The organism is Rhizobium sp. SSA_523, from assembly GCF_030435705.1.
Classification (GTDB): domain Bacteria; phylum Pseudomonadota; class Alphaproteobacteria; order Rhizobiales; family Rhizobiaceae; genus Neorhizobium.
This window is the reverse complement of sequence record NZ_CP129382.1, coordinates 3,166,786-3,181,778: the sequence shown is the minus strand read 5'-3', so window position 1 is coordinate 3,181,778 and position 14,993 is coordinate 3,166,786. Positions and strand designations below refer to the sequence as shown.

Genomic DNA, 14,993 nt, shown 5'->3' with positions numbered 1-14,993 from the left:
TCATTTCGCCCCCTTCTTCATGGTTTGTTAAGCCTCATCTCATGAGGAGAGCGTGAATGGCGCTTGGCGCATCGCATCGGCTTCACGACGGGGTGGCCGCCGTCGAAACCATGACCCGTTTTGCGCTTGCCGTTCTGGCACTGGCGTCCGGCGTCTATACCTATCTTGGCGTGCGCAGCCTGCTGGACGGCTCGCCGACCTCCGTCTTCTTCGCTGCGGTCATCTATGCGGGCTCCGTTTCCGTCGCGATCTACGCCTTCTGGTCCTATATGGCCCGGTTCTTCCCGCATGTGACGGGTCCTTCGGCCCGTGGCGCGATGATCGGCGTCATGGCCCTTGGCTGCGCGATGATCATCGCCATGTCCAGCTGGCTGAATGCGGCGGCGCTTGCCGGCTCGGCGGCGCTCGAACAGCATCTGGCGGAAACGGTGGAAGGCTATACGGCCGATCTCGACCAGGCGCACCAGAATGCGCTTGCCGCGCAGAGCCTGCTGCCGGATATCCAGCGTGCCTCGGAACGCTTTGCGCAGCTGGCAGAGGATGAACGCCAGTCCGGCGCGCTGACCGGCACGACGGGTGCGGGCAGCGTCGTGCAGCTTCTCAGCCAGATGTCGGCCCAGCTGAAGGAGCTTGAAACAGGCATCGTCGCATCGCGCGAGCAGGTGGCCAATCTCTTCGGTCAGGGACAGAAACGGCTGGAGACGATGCGCACCCTGGTCTCGGCGCCGGGTGCTGTCGCACCGCGTGCCGATCAGTTCTCCTCCGAAGTCGTGGCGCTGACAGGTGTGATTACCTCGCTCAACCAGACTTCGATCGCGCCGTCGATCCGCCGCGCTGCGGATGACCTGTCGCTTGGCTTCATTGCCCCGGTGGCCGACGGGGCGCAGGCGGATCTTGCAGGCCGCCAGGACCAGGTGATGGAGACGATCCGCACCTCGGTTGCCGCCCAATCCAAGGTGCTGGCCCAGGCGGCCGACGATATTCTCAACCGCCCGCCGGTTGCCGAACGCCGCTTCGTGCCGCTCTCCTCGGCCGAGGCCGTGCTGCGTTATGCCGGCGATTTCATTCCGGCCTGGGCGGGTGCAATCTCCATCGATCTGCTTCCCGCCGTGCTCGTCTTCATCCTCGCCACCGTGCATGGCGCCATCCGCCGGCAGGAGAGCCGCATGCCCTTTGCCGAGCGCATCACGGCCGCGGAACTTCTGCAGGCGCTGGAGGTGCAGCGCGCGCTGGGCGCCGGCGGCGTGGACCTTCAAGAGACCCTGCGTCGGGAGGAGGCTAAGGAAGAGGCCGGGAGGCGTGCCGCCGACCCGGTAAGGAGAGACGAAGATGAGGGCACTGAGGAGGGTGGCTCCGAGGACGGGGGCAAGGTCACCAGCCTCGATCTGAACAAGCTGCCGCGCAAGGGACCTGCCCCATGAGCCCTTCCGCAGCCGCCGCACGCGCCTGGCAGGCCTTTGCCAGGGCCGATGACAGCATCATCATGCGTGGCGCCTTTTACGGCCTTCTGGCCGTCGCTGTGCTCTTCGTTGCGGTCGACTTGCGCGACTTCGCCAATCAGGCAAGCGAAAGCCCGCCTGGCCATGATCCCTTACGCACCGATCAGCCGGTTCTGCCGCCGGCGCTCACCGATGGCAAGCCACATGCCCCGCCTGTCGAACCCACGACGTCGACGGAGAGCCTGCGCCAGCCGATCCGCTTCGAATTGCAGACCGGCGGCATTCTTCTGGCGGAAGGCGCCATCGATCCGGGCGCCGCATCGCGGTTCGCGCAGGAAATCGAGACCCGCGGCGAATATGTGAAGACCGTGTCCCTCAATTCCCCCGGAGGCGCCGTGGATGATGCGATCGCCATCTCGGCGCTGATCCGCGAGAAGAAGCTGGCAACGCGGGTGGCAACAGGCGCCCTGTGTGCCTCCTCCTGCCCCATCCTCATGGCGGGCGGCATGTCCCGCGAGGCCGAAAAGGATGCCGTTATCGGCGTGCACCAGGTCTTCAATGCAAGCCGCGAGCGTCCCTCAGCCGAAGAGGCCATGGCCAGCGCGCAAGCGACGACCGCCCGCGTGGCGCGACATCTCGAAGAGATGGGGATTGGCGCGGGCCTCTGGTTCCATGCGCTCGAGACGCCGCCCGACCGGCTCTATTACCTGACCGAGGCGGAGCTGAAGGAGTTCAAGCTCGTCACACCGGCAGCGCCGCCGCAGCCGGTGGCGCGCAGGAAATGATCGTCAGGCCTTGATCTCGCGCTCGCAGAAGACGAGGCGGTTGCTGAACGGATCCGTGACCGTCAAGTCAAGGCCCCATGGCATCTGCTGAAGGGCGGGCCGGGTGAAACGGCAGCCTTTCTCCGTCAATTCCCGATGGAAGGCTTCGACACCGGAGACCGGCACGAAGACCTTGGCGCCGGGAGACGAATCGCCGGCATGCTCGCTCAGATGCAGCACCATGGCACTGCGCGACACCTGCATATAAATCGGGAGATCTGGCGCATGCCGATGCTCCCAATCGAGGCGGAAACCGAGAAAATCACGGTAGAATTCCAGTGCCATGTCGAGGGCGAAGATCCGTATGACCGGGATGGCCGGCTGAAGCAGCACCCGCGCCGCCTTGACCTCTTCCGCCGCGCCGATCCTGGCGCTCAGCACGTTCCATTCATCGAAGCCGAATTGGCCCGCCACCAGTTCGAGAGCTTGCGAATGGCTGATGGAAAGGCCCTGCTCCTCCAGGCCTGCCCGAAGGGCCTTGGCCATGAGCTTGGCGTCACGATAGTCACGCATGTCGTTATCTCCTGGACGAACGCCGTTATCAGTGCCCGTATTGCTGATCCGCTCGTCGCTCGGAAGACGCATGCTCGATGCGTGAGGCGAAGGGTATGGGACGCGTTCACCAAACACTCGAACAAGTGCCACGGGCGGCAGGCCGCGTCCGGCCCGGGCCGAAGCTTAGCGGTGCTTCCCTTGCGATGCAACATGATCGCACGGGGCTGATTTTCCTGAAGCCCGCACGGTCAAAGAGCGCTTGCAGTTTCTGCTCTTTTCGGCTCAACTGCGCAGCATCGGATGAAAATTTGAGGCTTCAACGAAGAAGCCCGGGAACAGCTGAACCGATGAACGGAGCCAGTGAACCATGCGTTTGACCCATTCCCTCGCCGCTCTTACCTTGACCGCCGCCTGCACGCTCTCCAGCGCCACCTTTGCCAGCGCCGACACCATGCTGAACATGGCCAACTGGCTGCCCCCGACCCATCCGCTCGTGACCGATGTCATGAAACCCTATGCCGAGGCGGTCAAGACGGCGACGGAAGGCCGCGTGACGATCAATATCATGCAGGCGCCGCTCGGTCCCCCGGCTGCGCATTTCGATTTCGCGGTCAATGGCGTTGCCGATATCACCTATGGCGTGCAGGGCTATAATCCGGGCCGCTTCAAGACCACGAATATTGCCGAAATCCCCTTCCTGGGTGACACGGCGGAAAGCGTTTCCGTCGGCTATTGGCGTGTTTTCGACAAGGACCTGCGCAAGGCGGGCGAATATGACAAGGTTCATGTCCTTGGCGTCTTCACCCATGGACCAGGGCAGATCTTCATGAAGGGCCGCGACGTGACCGGTTCCGAACCGGTAAAGGGCGCCAAACTGCGCGTCGGCGGCGGCATTGTCGCCGATCTCGTCAAGGCCATGGGCGGCGTGCCGGTGGAGGGTCCCTCCTCCAAGACCTATGAAATCCTCTCCAGCGGCGTTGCCGACGGGATTACCTTCCCGTTCGAATCCGTCGCCTTCTTCAAGCTCATCCCGATGCTGGATACGGCACTCGTGGTGCCGGGCGGGCTCTTCAACACCTCCTTCTACGTCGTGATGAACAAGGCCAAATGGGATGCGCTGTCGGAGGCAGACAAGACGGCCATCGACAAGGTTTCGGGCGAAGCTTTGGCACGACTGGCCGGCAAGGCCTGGGATGCGGCAGACAATGCCGGCAAGACCGCCATGCAGGGCAAGATCAAGATGGTCGATGCCACGCCGGACCAGGTGAAGTCGTTCGAAGCGGCCCTGAAGCCGGTTGTCGATGCCAAGCTCGCCGAAACCGCATCGACCGGTATCGACGTGCAGGCCGCCCTCTCTGCCATGAAGGCCGAGATCGCCAAGGCGGCCAAGGGCGAATGAGCAAGACGGCCGAACCTTCCGGAGACGGAGCGGATCGAGCCCTGTCCTCGCCCATGCGAGCGACACACCGGATCTTGTCGATCATCTGCGGGCTGATGCTGCTGGCGATGATGGTCGTCACACTGCTGGATGTCATCGGGCGCTACATGTTCAACAGCCCGCTCCAGGGCGCGACAGAGCTGACGGCGCTTCTCCTGGTTTCGACGATCTTCATCGGCCTGCCCGCCGTCTGCCTGGACGAGGAGCATGTGACGGTCGACCTTTTGACCGACCATCTGCCGGCCCTGCTCCAGCCGATCCGCAGGACGCTGATCCGGCTCATATCGGCCGGCGTCCTCTTCGTCATTGCCTGGCGCCTCCTGGTTTACGGCCATGACCTTGCCAGCTACGGCGAAACGACGGTCAGCCTCCGGCTTGCAGTTTCGCCTTTCGCCTATCTCTGCTCCGCAACCACGCTGATTGCGGGTCTGATCACGCTTCGGCACGTCTTCTCCCGTTCCTGACCCGAAAGTAGTTGCATGAGCTGGCCGATCGGATGCCTTCTCTTCCTGGCGCTGATGTTTTCCGGCATGCCGATCGCCTTTGCCATGGCGCTGGTCGGCGTGGTCGGCACCCTGTCGATCATCGGGCTTGCCCCTGCGCTGTCGCTTCTGGGCCAGACCTTCTTCGACAATGGCCGCGAATATTCGCTCTCCGTGCTGCCGCTTTTCCTGATGATGGGCAACTTCGTCGTCCAGTCGGGAGTGGCGGACGATCTCTACAAGGCTGCCCATGCCTGGCTCAGGCACCGCAAGGGCGGTCTTGCCATTGCGACCATCCTTGCCTGCGGCGGCTTTTCCTCCGTCTGCGGTTCCTCGCTCGCCACGGCGGCGACCATGGCCAAGATCGCCCTGCCCTCGATGCGGCGCTACCGCTATCCCGACAGCCTCTCGACCGCCTCTATCGCTGCCGGCGGGACGCTCGGCATCCTCATTCCACCCTCGGTGATCCTGGTCTTCTACGGCATCATCGCGCAGCAGGATATCGGCAAGCTCTTCCTGGCCGGCATCATTCCGGGCATCATCGGGATCGCGGGCTACGCCGCTGCGGTCGTCATCTCGGTTCGGCTGCGCGGCCTTGATCTTCCGACGGAAGAGAAACTGCCGCTGAAGGATAGGCTGATCGCAACGCGCGGGGTCAGCGGTGCGCTCCTATTGTTCACCTTCGTGATGGGCGGGATCTATCTCGGTGTCTTTACCGCCACCGAATCCGCCGGGATGGGTGCGGCCGGCGCCATGCTTCTGACCATCCTCAAGGGCCGTTTCAAGCTGGAAGAGACGTTCCGCACCCTCTACGAAACGGCAAAGAACACGGCGATGATGTTCTTCATCCTGTTCGGCGCGCTGACCTTCACCAATTACGTCAACCTCTCCGGCATGGCGACGGACCTGCAGGGCGCCTTGTCGGGCTTTCAGAGCCCGCTGGCGATCATCTTCGTCATTCTCGCCATCTATCTGGTGCTTGGCTGCCTGTTCGAGAGCCTCTCGATGATCACGCTCACCGTTCCGATCTTCTATCCCGTGGTGGCAGGCGCCGGTTTCGATCTCATCTGGTTCGGCATCTTCGTCGTGGTGGTCACCGAGATCAGCTATATCACGCCGCCGGTCGGGATGAATGCCTTCGTGCTGCGCTCGGTGGTCAAGGATGTGCGGCTGGGCACCATCTTTTCCGGCCTCGTGCCCTTCGTGGCGATGGACTTCCTGCGGATCCTGCTGCTGATCTTCGTCCCCGTTCTGGCACTCTTCATCCCCTCGCAAATGTGAGCAGGCCGGGCGGTGATTGCATGTTGCGCGTCAGACGCTTAGGGTCCGGGGCAAGAAGTCGGTCCGGCTTTCGGCGTCTGCGCAAGCCGCCCCTCACCCCGCCTCCGCTTCGCTCGGCGGACCTCTCCCCCAAGGGGAGAGGGGAACCGCGAGCGGTGCGGCTTGTCCCTCTCCCCTCGGGGAGAAGGTGCCGGCAGGCGGATGAGGGGCGAGCCGAACGCCAATCACAGCCCGACACCACAGGGGAGAGGCCCATGGACCTTCAGGGCAAACGCATTCTGCTGATCATCTCGGGGGGTATCGCCGCCTATAAGAGCCTCGATCTCATCCGCCGGCTGCGCGAGAGGGGAGCGACAGTGCGACCCGTGATGAGCCGCGCGGCGCAGGAATTCATCACGCCGCTTGCTGTCGGGGCGCTTTCGGCCAGCCACGTCTATACGGATCTCTTCTCCCGCGAGGACGAGCAGGATGTCGGCCATATCCGCCTGGCGCGCGATTGCGACCTGGTTCTTGTCGCCCCTGCCACTGCCGATCTGATGGCCAAGATGGCGCATGGCCTGGCCGACGACCTGCCGAGCGCCGTGCTTCTGGCCACGGATCGGCCCGTGCTGCTTGCCCCTGCCATGAACCCGGTGATGTGGAATGCCGCGCCCACGCGACGCAACCTCGACACGCTGAAAGCCGATGGCGTTTGCCTGATCGGACCGATGCGGGGCGAAATGGCCGAAAGCGGCGAAGCCGGCACCGGCCGCATGGCCGAACCGCTGGAGATCGTGGCTGCTGCCGCAGCGCTTCTTCTGCCGCAGGAGAAGCCGCTTGCCGGAAAGCGCGCCATCGTCACCTCCGGCCCGACGCATGAACCGATCGATCCGGTGCGCTACATCGCCAACCGGTCATCGGGCAAGCAGGGCCATGCCATTGCCGCCGCTCTCGCGCGTCTCGGCGCGGATGTGACCCTTGTGTCCGGCCCCGTGACCATTCCTGATCCGGCCGGCGTCGCGGTGACGCATGTGGAAACGGCCGAGGACATGCTTTCCGCCGTTCTCTCGGCGCTGCCTGCCGATATCGCAGTCATGGTGGCCGCCGTTGCCGACTGGCGGGTCGTCGCCTCGGCGGGCCAGAAGATCAAGAAAAAGCCGGGCGAGCCGCCTGCGCCGCTCTTGCTTGCCGAAAATCCGGATATCCTGAAGACGGTGGGCCATCACCCGGATCGGCCGCGCCTCGTCATCGGCTTTGCCGCGGAAACGCAGGAGGTGGAGACGAATGGCCGCCGCAAGCTTGACGCCAAGGGCGCCGACATGATCATCGCCAATGATGTCTCGCCGGCCACCGGCATCATGGGTGGCGACCACAACCGGGTGAAGATCATTTCCAGCGGCGGGATCGAGGAATGGCCGGATCTTGCCAAGGATGCGGTGGCCGAAAGGCTGGCCGCGCTGGTCGCCGATCGCCTGTCGAAGCCTGCGTGAACGCCTGTCAGGCGAAGCTGACGGCAAGGCCGCTTACGGCCCCGAGCGCCAGCACGGCCACAGGATGAGCACGGGTGAAGATGGAAATCGCCGCGGTTATACCGGTCAGCACCGCGAGCCAGACATGGGTCACCGAGGCCATGGTGATGACGACCGCGCTGGACGCGACGAGGCCGGCGGTAATTGGCAGCAGCCCCGCCTGAACCACGGCGCGCCACGGGCGGTCGCGAAATCGCTCCCAGGCTGAAACGGCAAGGCAGGTAACGATCGACGAGGGGAGAAACTTGGCGAGCGAGGTGACCAGCAGGCCCGGCAGGCCCGCGACATGCCAGCCGATCAGCGGCACGATCATCATGTTCGGGCCGGGCGCCGCCTGGGCCAGCGCGAAAAGCGCGCTGAACTCCGCCGGCGTCGCCCAATGCTGAACCTCAACCACCCGGCGCTGGATTTCCGGCAGAACCGCATAGCCGCCGCCAAAGGCCATCAGGGATAATTCGGTAAAAATGAGTGCCAGGGCCAAAAGGGTTGCGATCATCGCGACACCCGGGATGCCAGGAGGATCGATAGCGGCGCAATCACCAGCATGGCGAGGATCAGCGGCACCCTGACGATAGCGACAGCGATGAAGAGCAGGATCACGACCAGCAGGGCGATGGGGCGGGTGAGGAGAGGTTTGAGCATCTTCCAGGCCATGGCGATCAAAAGGCCCGCCGCCGCCGCCGCAAGGCCCGCAAAGACGTGCTGGACATGGGGATCACCGCTATAGCGGTCGTAAAGCACGCCGAGCAGGATGACGAAGGCCGTGGGAATGGCGGTCAGCCCGAGAATGCCGGCCAGCGCGCCCCGCCAGCCGCGAAACTTCATGCCGACCGCAATGCTGAGATTGATCACATTGCCGCCCGGCAGAAACTGGCAGAGACCCAGGAGATCGGAGAATTCCTGCTCGCTCAGCCAGGCCTTGTCCTCCACCAGCATCCGCCGCGCGAGCGGCAATACGCCGCCAAAGCCGATCAGGCCAATGCCGAGAAAGCCGGCAAAGATCTCTCGCGCCTTGGGCCGGATCGGCACAATCTCCAGGTCTGGCAGTGCGGTAGGGGTCATCGTCTTCATCCTTCCCATCATGCTGATCCTGCACTACTGCCGCTTGGGACATAAGTCCAACCCGCAGGCGGACGCATCAGGATGCATTGTGGGGGCGATGGTGGATCGTCAACCGGGACCGGCGAAACTCACGCCGCCTTGGCGAAGCCTGCCGGAGAAAAGGGTTGGATCATCATGCCGGAATCGCTGACGACGACGGCACTTCCGTCCGGTATCTCCGTCCAGGCATCCACATCGTCGTTGAGCGGTTCGGAAACCAGACAATACCCGCCCTCGCCGCCCATGGGCGACCCGTAAAGGGTAGGCGGCCGGTTGTCGGTTGCATAACGGACCGCATACAGCGTCTTGCCGTCCGAAAAGGCCGCCGTGAAGCGAACCAGCGTGTTGACCTCCTGCTCGGCGGCCAGGCTCTCCACCAGTGCAATGGCACGGGAAACGGCTCCGAGCGGATCGTCGGCCATGCCGAGCTCCTGCGCCAGCAGAAACAGCAATTCCGAATCCGTCGTGCCGGTGCGCGCGGCAAACAGCGCATCGCCAAGCCGGGCCTCCATACGGCGGCGGATCCTGTCAAAGCCGGCGATCTGGCCATTATGCATGAAGGACCATTGGCCCTGGACGAAAGGATGGCAATTGTCACGGCGCGTGCTGCCATTGGTGGCCGCCCGCACATGGGCCAGAAACAGCGGCGAGCGGATCTGGCGCGCGAGACTGCGCAGATTGCAGTCCGACCATGCCGGGAGGATATCCCGGTAGCGACCCGGCTCGGGATGATCGCCATACCAGGCGATGCCGAAGCCATCGCCATTGGTCGCCGTCTTGGCCCGGCTGGCACAATGGCTCTGTTCGATCAGGGAATGCGCAGGAGAGGAGACCAGCTCTTCCAGATATAAGGGGTGACCACGATAGGCAGCCCAACGACACATTGCTTCAAGCTCCGGACCGGACCGCAGGCGGCGGCGACACGTGATCAAGAATCGATCGATAATGGTTAACATGCGGTTAATTCCAATCAACACTCAACTTTGGTGGCGGCAGAGCGTTGCGACCGAGCGGTGCCAGGGGTAGCGGAGGAATAGGCGCGCAGAGAGAGCCGGGCAATGGCAGGACTGGGCCAGACGGGGGCCGAACGGGAGTCGGACGGGAGTCGGACGGGGGCCCGGCGGAGTGGCAGGCGGCGACAAAGCCAGCCTTGGTCTTGCCTTGCGGCATGCACCGCCTAAGTACACTCCCATGTTACCGACCGACACAACACGTGACATCGACACCCTTCATTCGGGTGAAGACGTCCTGGTTAGTCTCCTTGGCCAGCCGGACTCCTGGGCCCTGTTTCTCGACATAGACGGGACCTTGCTGGATCTTGCGGCAACGCCGGACGCAATCATCGTACCGCCCGAGCTTGCCGATCATCTGGCTCGGCTTGCAAACAGGCTGGACGGAGCGCTGGCGCTCGTGACGGGACGTGCTTTGGTTTACGCCGACACGCTGTTCTCCCCGCTTGTCCTGCCCATTGCCGGTCTGCACGGAGCCGAACGCCGGCGGGCCGACGGTTCTGTCGATTCCGTGGCACAGGATCCCGCCTTTTCGACATTGAAAGCCTCGCTGGCGCGGGTTACCGGCGACTGGAACGGCGTTCTCATCGAGGACAAGGGGGCGGCCGTCGCCGCACATTATCGCCAGGCGCCGCAATGGCAGCAATCGGTAGAGGCCGTCATGCATTCCGCCCTGGAAGAGGCCGGGCCGGATTATGCGCTACAGCGTGGCAAGATGGTGATCGAGATCCGCCCCGCGCGTGCCAGCAAGGGCGCGGCCGTGCGTGCCTTCCTGTCGGAGCCGCCCTTTGTCGGCCGAAAGCCGATCGCCATCGGCGACGACGTGACCGACGAAGCCATGTTCAAGGTCGCCAATGACATGGGAGGATGCTCCATCCGGATTGGCGAGCCGACGGCGGAGACCGCCGCACGATATACAATCGCGTCCGCGGACGCTCTCAGACAGATGCTGAAGGGGCTTGCATCGGAGTGATGCCAGTCTCGAACCGTCGAAGGAGAATTAAGTTTTGAGCCGTCTCGTCGTCATTTCCAATCGCGTCCCCATGCCGGAGAAAAACGGCACGGCGCCCGCCGGCGGCCTGGCCGTGGCGTTGCAAGCGGCCCTGGAAGAGCGTGGCGGGGTCTGGATGGGGTGGTCCGGAAAATCCAGCGGCAGCAAGGATCCTGCGCCGCTTGCCCTGACGGAACGTGGCAATATCACCTATGCCCTGACCGATCTGACGAAGACCGATGTCGAGGAATACTATCATGGCTTCGCCAACCGGGTCTTGTGGCCGATCTGTCATTACCGGCTGGATCTTGCCGAATATGCCCGCAAGGAGATGGCAGGCTATTTTCGCGTCAACCGGTTCTTCGCCCATCGACTGGCGCCGCTGATCAAACCGGACGACATTCTCTGGGTGCATGATTACCACCTGATTCCGCTGGCGGCGGAGCTGCGCCAGATGGGTTTCAAGAACCGGATCGGCTTCTTCCTGCACATTCCCTGGCCGCCGGCGGACGTGCTGTTTGCCATGCCGGTGCATGAGGAGATCATGCGTGGGCTGACGCATTACGATCTGGTGGGCTTTCAGACCGATCATGACCTGGAAAATTTCCGCGGCTGCCTGGTGCGGGAAGGCTTCGGCAATGCGATTGGCGATGGGCTGTTCCAGTCGCATGGACGGACCTTCAAGGGCGGCTTCTATTCCATCGGCATCGAGACCGAGGCCTTTGCCGAATTTGCGCGCAAATCGGTGAACTCCACAATGGTACGCAAGGCCCGCCAGAGCCTCGAGGGACGCGAACTGATCATCGGCGTCGACCGGCTCGACTATTCCAAGGGAATCACGCAGCGGATCGATGCCTATGAAAGCTTTGTCTCGCGCAATCCCGGTCATCAGGGCAGCGTGACCTATCTGCAGATCACCCCCAAATCGCGCTCGGAAGTACCGGAATACGAGGCGATGCAGCGCACGGTCGCGGAGCAGGCCGGGCGGGTGAACGGGGCGCTGGGAACCGTCGACTGGGTGCCGATCCGCTATATCAACCGGTCCATCGGCAGGCCGGTGCTGGCCGGGCTTTATCGTCTTGCCAAAGTCGGACTGGTGACACCCCTGCGCGACGGCATGAACCTTGTCGCCAAGGAATTCGTCGCAGCCCAGGATCCGGACGATCCCGGCGTCCTGGTTCTGTCGCGTTTTGCGGGTGCTGCGCGGGAATTGAAGGGCGCTCTGCTCGTCAACCCCTATGACATTGAAGGAACGGGCAATGCCATAGCCCGCGGCCTCACAATGGGGCTGGAAGAACGTCAGCAGCGGTGGCAGGGGATGATGGATCACCTGCTGGAGCATGACGTGAAGCGCTGGTGCGACGATTTCCTGATCGACCTGACGTCGGACATGGCGGAGTATACGGCCGCCAATGCATCGCCGGCCGATCCCGCGTCGCCCACTCTCTCCTGCACCCAGGCGTAAGGATCGCCTCGCGATCACGCCGCCTTGGCGACGTGATATTCCTTGATGGCGACCATCTTGATGGCCGGGTAGCGTTCGGCTTCATAGCGAAGCGAGAAGGCGTCCTGAGCGAGGAACACCGGATCGCCGTCCAGGTCGCGGGCGATATCGCCGCGCTTGACCGTCAGGAATTTCTCCAGTTCCGCCTTGTTGTCGGAGGAAATCCAGCGGCAGACGGAGAAGCGGGACATTTCGAAGGAAACCGGCAGGCTGTATTCGGCCGACAGACGCTCCTTGAGCACATCGAGCTGCAGGGCCCCGACCACGCCGACAATGGCCGGCGAACCGTCTTCCGGTGAGAAGAGCTGCACGACGCCTTCTTCCGCCATTTGCTGCAAGGCTTCCTTGAGCTTTTTCGCCTTCATTGCATCTTCCAGGCGCACGCGCCGCAGGATTTCCGGCGAGAAATTCGGAACGCCCTGGAAGACCAGGGCTTCGCCTTCGGTCAAGGTATCGCCGATGCGCAGAGTGCCATGGTTGGGAATGCCCACCACATCGCCGGCATAGGCCGTATCGGCAAGCTGGCGCTGGGAGGCGAAGAAGAATTGCGGCGCCGTCAGCCCCATCTGCTTTCCCGTGCGGGCCAGCCGTGCCTTCATGCCCCGCTCCAGCTTGCCGGAGCAGATGCGGGCAAAGGCAATGCGGTCGCGATGATTGGGGTCCATATTGGCCTGGATCTTGAAAACGAAGGCCGTCATCTTGTCTTCGGACGCATGCACCGTGCGGGTATCGGCCACCTGATCGCGCGGCGGCGGGGCAAAATCGCCGAGCGCGTTGATCAGATCGCGGACGCCGAAATTGCGCAGGGCCGACCCGAAGAAGACCGGCGTCATATGACCTTCCAGGAAGGCCTGGCGATCGAAGGGACGGCAGGCTTCGATGGCGAGTTCCAGTTCCTCGACGAATGTCTGGCGCTCGTTCTCCGGCAGATGATCGGCCACGCTCTGCGGACCATTGACGCGAACCGGTTCCACCTGGGTATCACTGCCGCGAAACGTGCTATTGGCGAGGTTATAGGATCCGCAGAAGGACTTCGACCGGCCGACCGGCCAGGTGATCGGTGCCGTATCGAGCGCCAGCTTTTCTTCGACCTCGTCGAGGATTTCGAAGGTATCGCGGCTTTCCCGGTCCATCTTGTTGACGAAGGTGATGATGGGAATATCGCGCATGCGGCAGACTTCGAACAGCTTGAGCGTGCGCGGCTCGATACCCTTGGCGGCATCGATGACCATGACGGCCGCATCCACTGCTGTCAGCGTGCGATAGGTATCGTCGGCGAAATCCTCATGGCCCGGCGTGTCGAGAATATTGAAGATATTGCCTTCATATTCGAAGGTCATGACCGAGGTGACGACTGAAATTCCGCGCTCGCGCTCGATCTTCATCCAGTCGGAGCGCGTCTGGATCTTGTCCTTCTTGGCCTTGACCTCACCCGCCAGCTGAATGGCGCCGCCGAAGAGCAGGAGCTTTTCGGTGAGCGTCGTCTTACCGGCGTCCGGATGCGCGATGATCGCGAAGGTTCGGCGGCGGGACACCGCTTCGGCAATGCTGTCTTGCATAATGTGCAAATCCTTTGAGTTGCCGCGTATCTAGCGATTTTGGCCCATTTATGCAATTGACCGTGCAAACATGAAGGAGACTGCCATGCAGGACATTATCGGGCCCGCTCTCACCGTGATCCGCCTGCCGCATGCAGAGGGCCTTGAGCTTCCGGCATACGAGACGCGGGGCGCTGCCGGCATGGACATCCGGGCGGCCGTGAGCGAGGCGGTGAGACTTGGCCCGGGCCAGCGCGCGCTGATAGCCACCGGCCTCATCTTCGAGATCCCGCAAGGTTTCGAGGTGCAGGTGCGGCCGCGCTCCGGACTGGCCTTCAAGAACGGCGTGACCTGCCTCAACACCCCGGGAACCATTGACAGCGATTACCGTGGTGAGGTCAAAGTCCTGCTGGTGAACCTTTCAGACGCGGAATTCGTGGTCGAACGCGGCATGCGGATCGCACAGCTGGTCTTGGCGCCGGTGGTGCAGGCCCGCATTGCCGAGGCCGAAACCGTGAGCGAAACCGGGCGCGGTGCCGGCGGCTTCGGTTCGACGGGCATCTGACAGCGCCTGACGGCCTTGCACGGCGATTGCCGGCAATTGACGGCGGTTGCTGGGAATTGACGATACTCGGCGAGGCTGAACGAAGATCGAGGGAGGAGACGGCATGACACTGACATCGCTGATTGCCTATGCAGGCGCCCTTTTCATTGCAGCCGCCATACCCGGGCCGGGCATGACGGCTATCGTTGCCCGCGCCCTCGGTTCCGGGTTCCGGCCGACCTTCTTCATGGGTCTTGGCCTCATTCTGGGCGACCTCGTCTACCTGACGGCCGTCATCCTGGGGCTGGCGCTCGTGGCGCAGCAATTCGGCACCATTTTTCTGATCATCAAATATGCCGGGGCGGCTTATCTCTGCTTCATTGCCTGGAAGCTGTGGACCACGGGACTCCTTTCGCAGAGCATCGAAGCGGAACAGGTTCCGAGCGTCTTTCTGTCCTTCCTGTCCGGCCTCCTGGTAACGCTCGGCAACCCGAAGACCATGCTCTTCTACCTTGCCCTGGCGCCCACTCTTCTGCCCATCCGCGAGATCGGCGTCAGCGACTATCTGGTGCTGGTCTGCGTGACATTCGCCGTGCTGATGGCTGTCCTCCTGCCTTACATCCTGCTGGCGGCACGCGCCCGGCTGCTGCTGAAACGCCCGCGGACCTTGCAGATCCTGAACCGCTCGGCAGCCAGCATTCTGGCCGGCACCGCCGCCTATATCGCGGCGCGCTGACGCCTGGGGCAAATGGGAGACGGCAAAGCGACGCCCGGAAGCAGCCGAAACTCGCGTAGTTTTTTCCTGATTCCACGCCTCAGGCGCAATGCTACCCCTCGC

The 14,993-nt window shown here is 63.2% G+C and carries 15 protein-coding genes; 10 read left to right on the top strand and 5 right to left on the bottom strand.

Features of this window, described 5'->3' with window-relative positions:
* Positions 1-56: 56 nt before the first annotated feature.
* Positions 57-1,421, top strand: coding sequence for a hypothetical protein (locus tag QTJ18_RS23385; protein ID WP_252753438.1), 1,365 nt, complete (start codon positions 57-59; stop codon positions 1,419-1,421).
* Positions 1,418-2,224 (top strand): COG3904 family protein, encoded by an 807-nt coding sequence (locus QTJ18_RS23380; RefSeq protein ID WP_252753439.1) that lies wholly within the window; start codon positions 1,418-1,420, stop codon positions 2,222-2,224. The genes QTJ18_RS23385 and QTJ18_RS23380 overlap by 4 nt, the downstream gene beginning before the upstream one ends.
* 3 nt (positions 2,225-2,227) lie before the next feature.
* Here the strand turns inward: QTJ18_RS23380 and QTJ18_RS23375 are convergent, their stop codons facing one another.
* The gene (locus QTJ18_RS23375; protein WP_252753440.1) at positions 2,228-2,776 is read right to left on the bottom strand and encodes a glyoxalase superfamily protein; all 549 of its coding nucleotides are present in this window, start codon (positions 2,774-2,776) and stop codon (positions 2,228-2,230) included.
* 349 nt (positions 2,777-3,125) lie between these two features.
* Here QTJ18_RS23375 and QTJ18_RS23370 point away from each other — a divergent pair, with 349 nt between their 5' ends.
* The 4 genes from QTJ18_RS23370 (at position 3,126) to coaBC (ending at position 7,428) form a co-directional block, all read left to right on the top strand.
* Positions 3,126-4,157 carry a TRAP transporter substrate-binding protein gene (locus QTJ18_RS23370; RefSeq protein ID WP_252753441.1) on the top strand — a complete coding sequence of 344 codons (1,032 nt, stop codon included), beginning with the start codon at positions 3,126-3,128 and terminating at the stop codon, positions 4,155-4,157.
* Positions 4,154-4,660 carry a TRAP transporter small permease gene (locus tag QTJ18_RS23365; RefSeq protein WP_252753442.1) on the top strand — a complete coding sequence of 169 codons (507 nt, stop codon included), beginning with the start codon at positions 4,154-4,156 and terminating at the stop codon, positions 4,658-4,660. The genes QTJ18_RS23370 and QTJ18_RS23365 overlap by 4 nt, the downstream gene beginning before the upstream one ends.
* Positions 4,661-4,675: 15 nt before the next feature.
* A complete protein-coding gene (locus tag QTJ18_RS23360; RefSeq protein WP_252753443.1) occupies positions 4,676-5,959 on the top strand; it encodes a TRAP transporter large permease in 1,284 nt (427 codons plus the stop codon).
* A gap of 254 nt (positions 5,960-6,213) precedes the next feature.
* Entirely contained in the window at positions 6,214-7,428 is a 1,215-nt protein-coding gene (coaBC, locus tag QTJ18_RS23355; protein ID WP_252753444.1) for a bifunctional phosphopantothenoylcysteine decarboxylase/phosphopantothenate--cysteine ligase CoaBC, read from the top strand.
* A gap of 7 nt (positions 7,429-7,435) precedes the next feature.
* Here the strand turns inward: coaBC and QTJ18_RS23350 are convergent, their stop codons facing one another.
* From QTJ18_RS23350 to QTJ18_RS23340, 3 genes are all read right to left on the bottom strand, one after another.
* A complete protein-coding gene (locus QTJ18_RS23350; protein ID WP_252753445.1) occupies positions 7,436-7,963 on the bottom strand; it encodes a chromate transporter in 528 nt (175 codons plus the stop codon).
* Complete coding sequence (locus QTJ18_RS23345; RefSeq protein WP_252753446.1) at positions 7,960-8,529, bottom strand: chromate transporter; 570 nt, start codon at positions 8,527-8,529, stop codon at positions 7,960-7,962. Before QTJ18_RS23345 ends, QTJ18_RS23350 begins: the two co-directional genes overlap by 4 nt.
* A gap of 128 nt (positions 8,530-8,657) precedes the next feature.
* Positions 8,658-9,452 carry a class II glutamine amidotransferase gene (locus tag QTJ18_RS23340; protein ID WP_252753447.1) on the bottom strand — a complete coding sequence of 265 codons (795 nt, stop codon included), beginning with the start codon at positions 9,450-9,452 and terminating at the stop codon, positions 8,658-8,660.
* A gap of 307 nt (positions 9,453-9,759) precedes the next feature.
* Between QTJ18_RS23340 and otsB the strand changes: the two genes are divergently transcribed.
* Both otsB and otsA read left to right on the top strand, forming a co-directional pair.
* Complete coding sequence (gene otsB, locus QTJ18_RS23335; protein ID WP_252753448.1) at positions 9,760-10,551, top strand: trehalose-phosphatase; 792 nt, start codon at positions 9,760-9,762, stop codon at positions 10,549-10,551.
* A 34-nt stretch (positions 10,552-10,585) separates the two neighbouring features.
* The gene (otsA, locus tag QTJ18_RS23330; protein WP_252753449.1) at positions 10,586-12,034 is read left to right on the top strand and encodes an alpha,alpha-trehalose-phosphate synthase (UDP-forming); all 1,449 of its coding nucleotides are present in this window, start codon (positions 10,586-10,588) and stop codon (positions 12,032-12,034) included.
* 14 nt (positions 12,035-12,048) lie between these two features.
* On the opposite strand, the gene QTJ18_RS23325 is transcribed toward otsA, so the two are convergent.
* Positions 12,049-13,632 carry a peptide chain release factor 3 gene (locus QTJ18_RS23325; RefSeq protein ID WP_252753450.1) on the bottom strand — a complete coding sequence of 528 codons (1,584 nt, stop codon included), beginning with the start codon at positions 13,630-13,632 and terminating at the stop codon, positions 12,049-12,051.
* Between the two features lie 85 nt (positions 13,633-13,717).
* On the opposite strand from QTJ18_RS23325, the gene dut reads away from it, so the two are divergent.
* Positions 13,718-14,176 carry a dUTP diphosphatase gene (gene dut, locus QTJ18_RS23320; protein ID WP_252753451.1) on the top strand — a complete coding sequence of 153 codons (459 nt, stop codon included), beginning with the start codon at positions 13,718-13,720 and terminating at the stop codon, positions 14,174-14,176.
* 103 nt (positions 14,177-14,279) lie between these two features.
* Positions 14,280-14,891, top strand: a complete 612-nt coding sequence (locus QTJ18_RS23315) for a LysE family translocator (protein WP_252753452.1) — start codon at positions 14,280-14,282, stop codon at positions 14,889-14,891.
* Positions 14,892-14,993 lie beyond the last annotated feature (102 nt).

What these genes read in the sequence shown, in the direction of transcription:
- QTJ18_RS23385 (WP_252753438.1), top strand. Translation starts at nt 57, where the DNA reads ATGGCGCTTGGCGCATCGCATCGGCTTCACGACGGGGTGGCCGCCGTC.
- QTJ18_RS23380 (WP_252753439.1), top strand. Translation starts at nt 1,418, where the DNA reads ATGAGCCCTTCCGCAGCCGCCGCACGCGCCTGGCAGGCCTTTGCCAGG.
- QTJ18_RS23375 (WP_252753440.1), bottom strand. Translation starts at nt 2,776, where the DNA reads ATGCGTGACTATCGTGACGCCAAGCTCATGGCCAAGGCCCTTCGGGCA.
- QTJ18_RS23370 (WP_252753441.1), top strand. Translation starts at nt 3,126, where the DNA reads ATGCGTTTGACCCATTCCCTCGCCGCTCTTACCTTGACCGCCGCCTGC.
- QTJ18_RS23365 (WP_252753442.1), top strand. Translation starts at nt 4,154, where the DNA reads ATGAGCAAGACGGCCGAACCTTCCGGAGACGGAGCGGATCGAGCCCTG.
- QTJ18_RS23360 (WP_252753443.1), top strand. Translation starts at nt 4,676, where the DNA reads ATGAGCTGGCCGATCGGATGCCTTCTCTTCCTGGCGCTGATGTTTTCC.
- coaBC (WP_252753444.1), top strand. Translation starts at nt 6,214, where the DNA reads ATGGACCTTCAGGGCAAACGCATTCTGCTGATCATCTCGGGGGGTATC.
- QTJ18_RS23350 (WP_252753445.1), bottom strand. Translation starts at nt 7,963, where the DNA reads ATGATCGCAACCCTTTTGGCCCTGGCACTCATTTTTACCGAATTATCC.
- QTJ18_RS23345 (WP_252753446.1), bottom strand. Translation starts at nt 8,529, where the DNA reads ATGACCCCTACCGCACTGCCAGACCTGGAGATTGTGCCGATCCGGCCC.
- QTJ18_RS23340 (WP_252753447.1), bottom strand. Translation starts at nt 9,452, where the DNA reads ATGTGTCGTTGGGCTGCCTATCGTGGTCACCCCTTATATCTGGAAGAG.
- otsB (WP_252753448.1), top strand. Translation starts at nt 9,760, where the DNA reads ATGTTACCGACCGACACAACACGTGACATCGACACCCTTCATTCGGGT.
- QTJ18_RS23325 (WP_252753450.1), bottom strand. Translation starts at nt 13,632, where the DNA reads ATGCAAGACAGCATTGCCGAAGCGGTGTCCCGCCGCCGAACCTTCGCG.
- dut (WP_252753451.1), top strand. Translation starts at nt 13,718, where the DNA reads ATGCAGGACATTATCGGGCCCGCTCTCACCGTGATCCGCCTGCCGCAT.
- QTJ18_RS23315 (WP_252753452.1), top strand. Translation starts at nt 14,280, where the DNA reads ATGACACTGACATCGCTGATTGCCTATGCAGGCGCCCTTTTCATTGCA.